The 9,225-nt window shown below is 71.0% G+C and carries 1 protein-coding gene; it reads left to right on the forward strand.

Translation table 11 applies throughout. The features are described from left to right. Positions 1-181: 181 nt before the first annotated feature. Positions 182-9,225: type I polyketide synthase (locus tag VJT49_RS18710; protein ID WP_324166132.1), on the forward strand; the 9,044-nt coding region annotated here is incomplete at its 3' end.

A 9,225-nucleotide genomic window follows, 5' to 3' on the forward strand; every position in this document is an offset into this window, starting at 1 on the left:
CGGCGCTGTCTCCCCGGAACCCGGGATCAACAGCGCGACCGCGGTCCGGCATCAGGACGAATCACGACGAACTGCGTTCATAGACGGTATCGATTGCCGGCAACATCAGCGGCTTTCCACAGGGGATTGACATTGTTCAGTGTCGGAGTTGGCGATGAGTGATTGCGGATCTGTCCCGAACATGACGACGGCGCACGAGGACGCTCCCGTCGCCGTGGTCGGCATGTCGTGCCGCCTTCCAGGAGCACCCGATCCGGACAGCTTCTGGCAGTTGCTGCGGACCGGGACGGCCGCCATCACCGAAGCGCCCGCCGCCCGTTGGACCGGAAACGGGGTGTTCGACGACGCGTTGCCGCCTGCTCACGGCCGGCTCGGTGGCTTCCTCGACGACGTCGACCGGTTCGACGCGGAATTCTTCGGCATCTCGCCGCGCGAGGCCGCGGTGATGGATCCGCAACAGCGGCTGGTGCTGGAACTTGGCTGGGAAGCCCTTGAGGACGCACGCATCGTCCCGGAGGCGTTGCGCGGCACTCCGACGGGGGTGTTCGTCGCGTCCATGTGGGACGACTACGCCATCCTCGTGCGGCGGGGTGGCCCCGAGGTGGTCAGCCAGCACACCATGACCGGCCTGCACCGCAGCGTCATCGCGAACCGGCTGTCGTTCAAGCTGGGCTTGCGTGGGCCCAGCCTGGGCGTCGACGCGGGTCAATGCTCCTCCCTCCTCGCGGTGCACCTGGCATGCGAGAGTCTGCGACGCGGGGAGTGCTCGGCCGCGCTCGTCGGCGGCGTGAACCTCATGCTCGTGGCGGAGAACACCGTCACGGTCGACCGGCTGGGTGCACTGTCACCGGACGGCCGCTGCTTCACCTTCGACGCCCGCGCGAACGGCTTCGTCCGCGGTGAAGGCGGAGCGGTGATGGTGCTGAAGCCACTCGCCGCCGCGCTGGTGGACGGTGACCCGATCTACTGCGTGATCCGTGGCAGCGCGGTGAACAACGACGGCGGCGGGGACAGCCTGGTCACCCCCGAGCCTGCGGCTCAGGCGGACGTCATCCGTGCCGCGTACCGGCGCGCTGGCGTTGATCCGGCTGAGGTGCAGTACGTGGAGATGCACGGCGCGGGCACCAAGGTCGGCGACCCGATCGAGGCAGCGGCACTGGGCGCCGCTCTCGGCGCGGGTCGCTCCGTGCGGTCGCCGCTGCGGGTCGGCTCGGTCAAGACCAACATCGGTCATCTCGACGGTGCCGCCGGCATGGCCGGGCTGGTCAAGACCATTCTGTGCCTTACCCATCGGGAGTTCGTGCCCAGCCTCAACTTCGAGACGCCCAGCCCGCTCATTCCGTTGCGGGAGCTGAACCTGGCGGTGCAGTCCGTCCGTGAGCCGTGGTCGGCAGGCAAAAGCGGTCGCGCGGCCGGCGTCAGTGCGTTCAGTATGGGCGGCACCAACTGCCATGTCGTGCTGGCCGAACCACCTCGGCCGACCGAACCGGCGCGGTCGCCGCGGCGCGGCCTGCCGCGTCGGCCGGTTCCCTGGCTGCTCTCCGGCGCCACCCCGCAGGGTTTGCGGGCACAGGCGAGGAAGTTGCGCGCCTATGTGGCGCGACATCGTGAGCTGGAACCGGGGGATATCGCCCACTCCCTGGCGACCAGTCGCTCCGCCTTCCGGCACCGTGCGGCGCTGGTGGCCGAGGACCAGGCCGACTTTCTGCGCGGTTTGGCCGCCCTGGCCGATGGCGCGGAGTTCCCGGGCCTGGCCTGCGGGCGCGCGGGTGATCCGGGTGCGGTCGCCTTCCTGTTCACCGGGCAGGGCGCACAGCGCTGCGGGATGGGCCGTGAGCTCTATGCCGGGCTACCCGTTTTCGCTGACGCGTTCGACGAGGTGTGTGCGCAACTGGACGACCATCTCGACCGGCGCCTCAAGGATGTGGTCTTCGCACCGGAAGGTGTCCCGGACGCCGAGTTGTTGCACCGGACCGACTACACCCAGGTGGCGCTGTTCGCGATCGAAACCGCGCTGTATCGCGTGGCGCGGCGCTGGGGTCTGCGGCCCGACTTCGTTCTGGGCCACTCCGTCGGTGAGATCGCCGCGGCGCACGCGGCCGGCATCCTTGACCTCGCCGACGCCTGCACGCTGGTGGCCACGCGCGGCCGGTTGATGCGCACGCTTCCGGCGAGAGGCGCGATGGTCGCGCTGCAGGCCACCGAGGACGAGGTCCAGCTGCTGCTCGCCGGATACGAGGACCGGGCGAGCATCGCCGTCGTCAACGGCCCGACGGCGACCGTGATCTCCGGTGAGGAGCCCGCGGTCCTGGCCGTCGCCGCGCAGGTCGAAGCCTGGGGGCGCAAGGCCACCCGGCTACGGATCAGCATTGCCTCTCACTCCCCGCTCATGGACGACATGCTGGACGAGTTCCGCGAGGTGGCCGAGGGACTGACCTACGCCTCGCCGCGACTTCCCCTCGTCTCCACCGTGACCGGGGAGCGGGCCGCCGAGGAGTTGTGCACCCCGGAGTACTGGGTGCGCAACGTCCGCCGGGCGGTGCGCTTCTGTGATGGTGTCCGATCACTGCAGTCGCTCGGTGTGCGGACCTTCCTCGAACTGGGGCCCAGCGGTGTGCTCTCCGCGCTGACGCGCGACTGCCTGATCGGGAGCGCCGAGGACATCGCGGACACCACCGTGTCGGCCAGCCTGGCCAAGGACGAGCCCGAACTCGCCACCCTGCTCACCGCCACGGCCGGCCTGTACACGCGGGGGGTGCCGGTGGACTGGGAGCAGGTGTTCGCCGGCAACGACTACCGGACCGTGCCACTTCCGACGTATGCCTTCGTCCGGAAGCGCTACTGGGTGGACGTGTCGGCCCCGGAGGCGCCGCACGCCACCGCGCCGGTGGTGAGCCGACCGGTCATCGTGGCCGAACCGGAGGAGGACGCCGACGCCCTGCGGCGGTCCGGCCTGGCCACCCGCCTCGCCGGCCGGCCCGCCGCAGAATGCGACCAGGTGCTCGCCGACGTGGTCAGCCAGCACGTAGCGGTGCTGCTTGGACACTCCTCGGCCGAGGCGATCGATGTCGACGTGGCGTTCCGGGAACTCGGCTTGGACTCGATGACGGGGGTTCGGCTGTGTCAGCGGCTGGCCGACGCCACGGGTGTGCGCGTGCCGGCCACGGCCTTGTTCGAACATCCGACGCCACGGGAACTGGCGCGCCGTCTCGCCGCCGACCTGTCGCAGGCCGCGACCACCTCGACATCGTCGACCCTCGTGGCCACGACGGACGAACCGATCGCCATTGTCGGGATGGCCTGCCGATACCCCGGGGGTGTACGTAGCCCCGAGCAGCTGTGGCAGTTGCTGGTCAGCGGCGACGACGCCATCTCCGGTTTCCCGACGGATCGTGGGTGGGATCTCGAGCGCCTGTACGCCCCCGGCGAGCCTGAACCTCGGCGGACGTATGTCCGCGAAGGCGGCTTCTTGGCCGACGCGACGCTGTTCGACCCGGACTTCTTCGGGATCTCGCCGCGGGAGGCAGTGGCCATGGACCCCCAGCAGCGGTTGCTGTTGGAGACCGCCTGGGAGGCGTTCGAACACGCCGGTATCGCTCCCGACTCCGTACGCGGCAGCCAGACCGGCGTGTTCGTCGGCGCGATGTCCCAGGACTACGGCCCCCGGCTGCACGAGGCCGAGCGTGGCCTGCACGGCCACGTGCTGACCGGCACGACGCTCAGCGTCGCCTCCGGGAGGTTGGCGTATGCGTTCGGTCTGCGCGGACCCGCGCTCACCATCGACACAGCGTGTTCGTCGTCGTTGGTGGCATTGCATCTGGCAGCCCAGGCGCTGCGCCGTGGGGAGTGCACGTTGGCGCTCGCTGGCGGCGTGGCGGTGATGTCCAGCCCCGGCATGTTCGTCGAGTTCAGCCAACAGCGCGGGCTGGCCCCGGACGGCCGGTGCAAGCCGTTCTCCGACGCGGCCAACGGCACCGTGTGGTCCGAAGGCGTCGGCCTGCTCGTGCTGCAACCGCTGGCCGAGGCACGCCGGAAAGGCAATCCCGTGCTGGCGGTGGTGCGCGGTTCGGCGGTCAACTCCGACGGCGCCAGCAACGGGCTGACCGCGCCGAACGGTGCGGCGCAGGAACGGGTCATTCTCGAGGCGCTGGCGGACGCGCGATTGACGCCGGAGGACGTCGACGTCGTGGAGGCACACGGCACCGGCACCGTGCTCGGCGACCCCATCGAGGCCCAGGCGGTCCTGGCCACCTATGGGCGGAACCGCGGGCAGGAGGAACCGGCGCTGCTGGGCTCGATGAAGGCGAACATCGGCCACGCGCAGGCAGCGGCCGGCGTCGCCGGTGTGATCAAACTGGTCATGGCGCTGCGTTACGGGCTACTGCCCGCCACGCCGAACATCGGGCTGCCGTCGTCGCATGTGGACTGGGCCTCCGGGGCAGTCGCGTTACTGGACGAGCGGCGTCCGTGGCCCCAGGGTAAGCGGACGCGTCGTGGTGCCGTTTCCTCCTTCGGGATCAGCGGCACCAACGCGCACGCCATCATCGAGCAGGCACCCACCGAAGCGCCCGCGGGGGAGGCTCCGGACGACGCGCCCGCGCAGGCGGTGGGGGCCCCGTGGGTGCTGTCCGCCGCGACCGCGCCGGCTCTGCGGGAGCAGGCCCAGCGCCTGCGGTCTCACCTCGTGGACCAGCCGGACCTTCAGGCCGCGGACGTGGCCTGGTCACTGGCCACCACGCGCACGACGTTGGAGCACCGGGCAGCCGTGGCCGGTCGCGACCGGGCGGAGCTGGTGGCCGGGCTGGACAAGCTCGTTCGGGGAGAGCCGAGTCCCGTCGTGCCGCAGGGTGTCGCGAGCAAGGGCAAGCTGGCCGTACTGTTCCCGGGGCAAGGCGGGCTGCGGCCGGGTGCAGGCCGGGGCTTGTACGAGACCTCCGCGAGGTTCGCACGTGCGTTGGACGAGGTGACCGCGGCCTTCGACGGCAAGCTCGACCGGCCCTTGCGCGAGGTGATGTTCGCCGAGCCCGGCACGGCCGAAGCGGAGCTGCTCGATCAGGTCGCCTACGCACAGCCGGCGCTGTTCGCGCTGGAAGTCGCGCTGTTCCGGCTGATCGAGTCGTGGGGTGTGCGCCCGGACTTCCTCGCCGGCCACTCCGCTGGAGAACTGGCGGCGGCGCATGTCGCGGGTGTGCTTTCGCTGGCGGACGCCGCCATCCTGGTCGCCGCCCGTGGCCGCCTCATGCAGGCACTTCCCGGCACCGGCGCGATGGTCTCGGTGGCGGCCGGCGCCGCGGAGGTCGCCGCTTCGCTGGCCGGCCATGAGGCAGAGGTGGGGATCGCGGCGCTCAACGGACCCGCCGCGACGGTCGTCTCCGGCGAGGAGTCCGTCGTCCTGGCAGTTGCCGCCCGGGCCGAGGCGCAAGGGCGCAAAACCACTCGGCTGCGGACCGGCACCGCCTACCACTCGCCGCTGATGGATGCCATGCTGCCGGAGTTCCGTCAGGTCGCGGCCGCATTGCACTTTGCCGAGCCTCGTATCCCGATCATCTCGGGACTGACCGGCGCGCAGGCCACCGCTGAGCAGCTCACCGACCCCGGCTACTGGGTGCGTCACGTGCGGGAGGCCGTGCAATTCCACGACAGCGTGCGCTGCCTCGAAGCGGCCGGGGTGCGGCGGTTCTGCGAGGTGGGACCGGACGGCGCGCTGGCAGCACTGACACACGACTGCCTCACAGAGGACGTGGCGCGAGCCGCCGTGCGGATCTCCGTCCTGCGCAAGGACAAGCACGACGATCTTGCCGCGACCGGCGCGCTCGCCGAACTGTTCGTAGCCGGATCTTCGTTGAACTGGACGGAGATCTTCGCCGGCAGCGGCGCCCGCCGGGTCGACCTGCCGACATATGCGTTCCAACGTGGACACTACTGGCTGGCTCCCCCGTCGGCGACCCGCCAGGACGGCACGGGAGGGCTGCTGTCGGCCGCCCACCCGCTGCTCGGTGCGGAGCTGCCCCTGGCGGAGTCCGGTGGCCTGGTGTTGACCGGCACGATCTCGCAGCGGGCGCATCCGTGGCTGGCAGATCACGCGATCGCCGGTTCGGCGGTGCTGGCCGGGACGGCATGCGCGGAACTGGCGCTGCATGCCGGGCGCCGTCTGGATGCCGGTCGGCTGCGGGAGCTGACGTTGCACAGCCCGCTGGTGCTACCCGAAGAAAGCCGAATCCAGCTCCAGGTCACCGTGAGCGGCCCGGACGAGTTCGGGCACCGCTCGGTGCGGTTGCACTCCCGTGTGGACGATGCGAGCGGCGGCGAGGGTGTCGACGAACTGGAGTGGGCGCTGCACGCCGAGGGCACGCTGGCCGCGGACGAGACCGCGCCCCCCGGTCAGGCCGGCGCGTGGCCGGTCGACGACGTGCAGGAAATCCGCGTCGACGACCTTTACGACCGCCTCGCGCGAGCAGGCTATGACTACGGCCCCACCTTCCAGGCGGTGCGGTCGGCGTGGCGCCACGGCGACGAACTGCTCGCGGAGTTGGCCTTGCCCGATCCAGGGCAGGACGGCGCGGGCGCGGTCCAAGGCTTCGCGCCGCATCCGGTGTTGCTGGACGCCGCGCTGCACCTCGTCGTCGCCGAACGTCTCGACGACACCGGCACCGACACCGTGCTCGTGCCCTTCTCCTTCAGCGGGCTCACGACGTACATGCCTGGGACGCCGGCCATCGCTGCGGTCCGTGCCCGGATAACGCCGCGCGAAGCGGACTCGGTGTCGGTGGTCGTCACCGACGACACGGGTGCGCCGGTCGCCTCGATCGACCGCGTCGTGTTCCGGCCCATCCAGCCACGCCAGTTCCACGCCGGGGGCCGGGACACCGTCTTCCGGGTCACCTGGGCCGAAACAGGCGTCACGGCGACCACGGCGGTGTCCCGCTGGGCTGTGCTCGGCGAGGTTCACGCCGCGCTGCGCGCGACGCTCGACGGGACGGGTGTGCCAGTCGCGAGTTATGCCGACCTTGCGGCGTTACGTGCTGCCGTTCAGGCCGGGGCCGCGCTGCCGGACGTGGTGATCGCGCCGGTGGGACACGCCGCGGGCGCTGCCGCGGACGGTCCCTCGGCCCCCGACTCCGTCTGTGCTGCCGATGTCTGTGCTGCCGATGTGCACCTCGCGGTCGGGTCCGCCGTGGAGTTGGTGCGTTCGTGGCTCGCCGACGACGCGTTGTCCGCGTCACGACTGGTGGTGCTGACCCGCCACGCCGTAGGCGCGGACCAGGCGCCCATCCGTGACCTCGCCAGTGCGTCGGTGTGGGGATTGCTGCGCTCCGCGCAGTCCGAACATCCCGGCCGCATCGTGCTCGCCGACTGCGACGACGCGTCCCCCTACCCGGCGCTGCTGACCGCGCTCGGCACCGACGTACCGCAGATGGCCGTGCGCGGCAGCAGGGTGCTGCTGCCCGAACTCCGCCCAGCGGAACTGGTGGGCGCGCGGCCGTCCCCGTTCGAGGGTTCCGGCACGGTTCTGCTGACCGGTGCGTTCGGTGCGCTGGGCCGGCTGCTGGCTCGCCACCTGGTGGTGCGGCACGGGGTGCGGCATCTGCTGCTGACCAGCAGGCGGGGTGCCGCCGCCGATGGCGCCCGGGACCTGGTCGCCCAGCTGACCGCGCTGGGCGCGGTGGTGCGGGTGGCGGCCTGCGACCTTGGCGATCGGGGGCAACTCGCGGCATTGCTGGACAGCGTCGCCGCCGAGGCGCCGTTGCGTGCGGTCGTGCACGCAGCCGGGATCCTCGATGACGGCACCATTGGCTCGCTGACCGACAACCAGATCGAGCGAGTCCTGCGTCCGAAGGTCGACGGCACGCTGAACCTGCACGAGCTGACGCGCGATCGCGACCTGAGCGCGTTCGTACTCTTCTCGTCGGTCGCGGGCGTCATCGGTACCGCCGGTCAGGCCAACTACGCCGCCGCCAACACCTTCCTTGACGCGCTCGCCGCCCACCGAATGGCCTCGGGCCTGCCCGGTACGTCGCTGGCCTGGGGGATATGGGAGGCCGCCGATGGTCTGGCCGGTGGCCTCAGCACGGTCGACGTGCGGCGGATGTCCCACGCCGGGGTCGGAGTGCTGCCCGGGGATGCCGGTTTGGCCTTGTTCGACGAGGCGCTCTCGCGCGACGAGGCCGTGCTGGTTCCGCTGCGCACCGATGTCGCGGCGCTGCGGCAGGCCGCCGTGGCGGACGTACCGTCCCTGATGCGCACCCTGGTGCCCGCTCGGACCGGTCGACGGTCCCGCGCGGTCGAGGCCTGGCCGCCGAGCTTGCGCACTCGGCTGGCTGGGCTCGCGCCGGCGGAGCGTGAGCGGGCGCTACGTGACCTGGTGCGTGCGGAGACGGCCGCTGTACTCGGCCACGCCCAGCCCGCGACGGTGCCGGACGAGCAGGCGTTCCGGGACCTCGGCTTCGACTCGCTGACGTCGGTGGAGTTGCGCAACAGGTTGGGTGCCGTTCTCGAACTGCGGATGCCCGCCACCTTGCTGTTCGACTACCCGACACCGGAAGAGGTGGTGGCCTACCTGCTCACCCGGCTCGCTCCCGCGCCGCAGGTCGCCTCCGCCGTTTCCACCACAACCGTCGCCGACCCGGCAGGCGAAGACGATCCGGTCGTGATCGTCGCGATGGCCTGCCGGTACCCGGGCGGAGTCGCGTGCCCGGAGGACCTGTGGGAACTGGTGGCCACCGGCAGCGACGCGATCTCGACCTTTCCCGCCAACCGCGGCTGGAATATCGAGGCACTGTACGACCCGCGGGGCCGGTCCGGCACCAGCTACACCCGTGAGGGCGGTTTCCTCCACGACGTGGATCTGTTCGATCCAGAGCTGTTCGACATCTCGCCGCGCGAGGCTGCCGCGATGGACCCGCAGCAACGGCTGCTGCTTGAGACGAGCTGGGAGACTTTCGAACGGGCCGGGTTGTCGCCCACCGGGTTGCGGGGCAGTGACGTCGGTGTGTTCGTCGGGCTGATGTACCACGACTACGGCCACACCGCGGTCAGCCCGGCACAGGACGTGCAGGGCTACCTCCTCACCGGGACCACTGGCAGCGTGCTGTCTGGCCGGGTGGCTTACACGTTCGGGTTGCAGGGTCCGGCGTTGACGGTGGATACGGCGTGTTCGTCGTCGTTGGTGGCGTTGCATCTGGCCGTGCGGGCCTTGCGCAACGGAGAGTGCTCCCTGGCTCTGGC

This window comes from Amycolatopsis sp., assembly GCF_035276945.1.
Lineage (GTDB): Bacteria > Actinomycetota > Actinomycetes > Mycobacteriales > Pseudonocardiaceae > Amycolatopsis_E.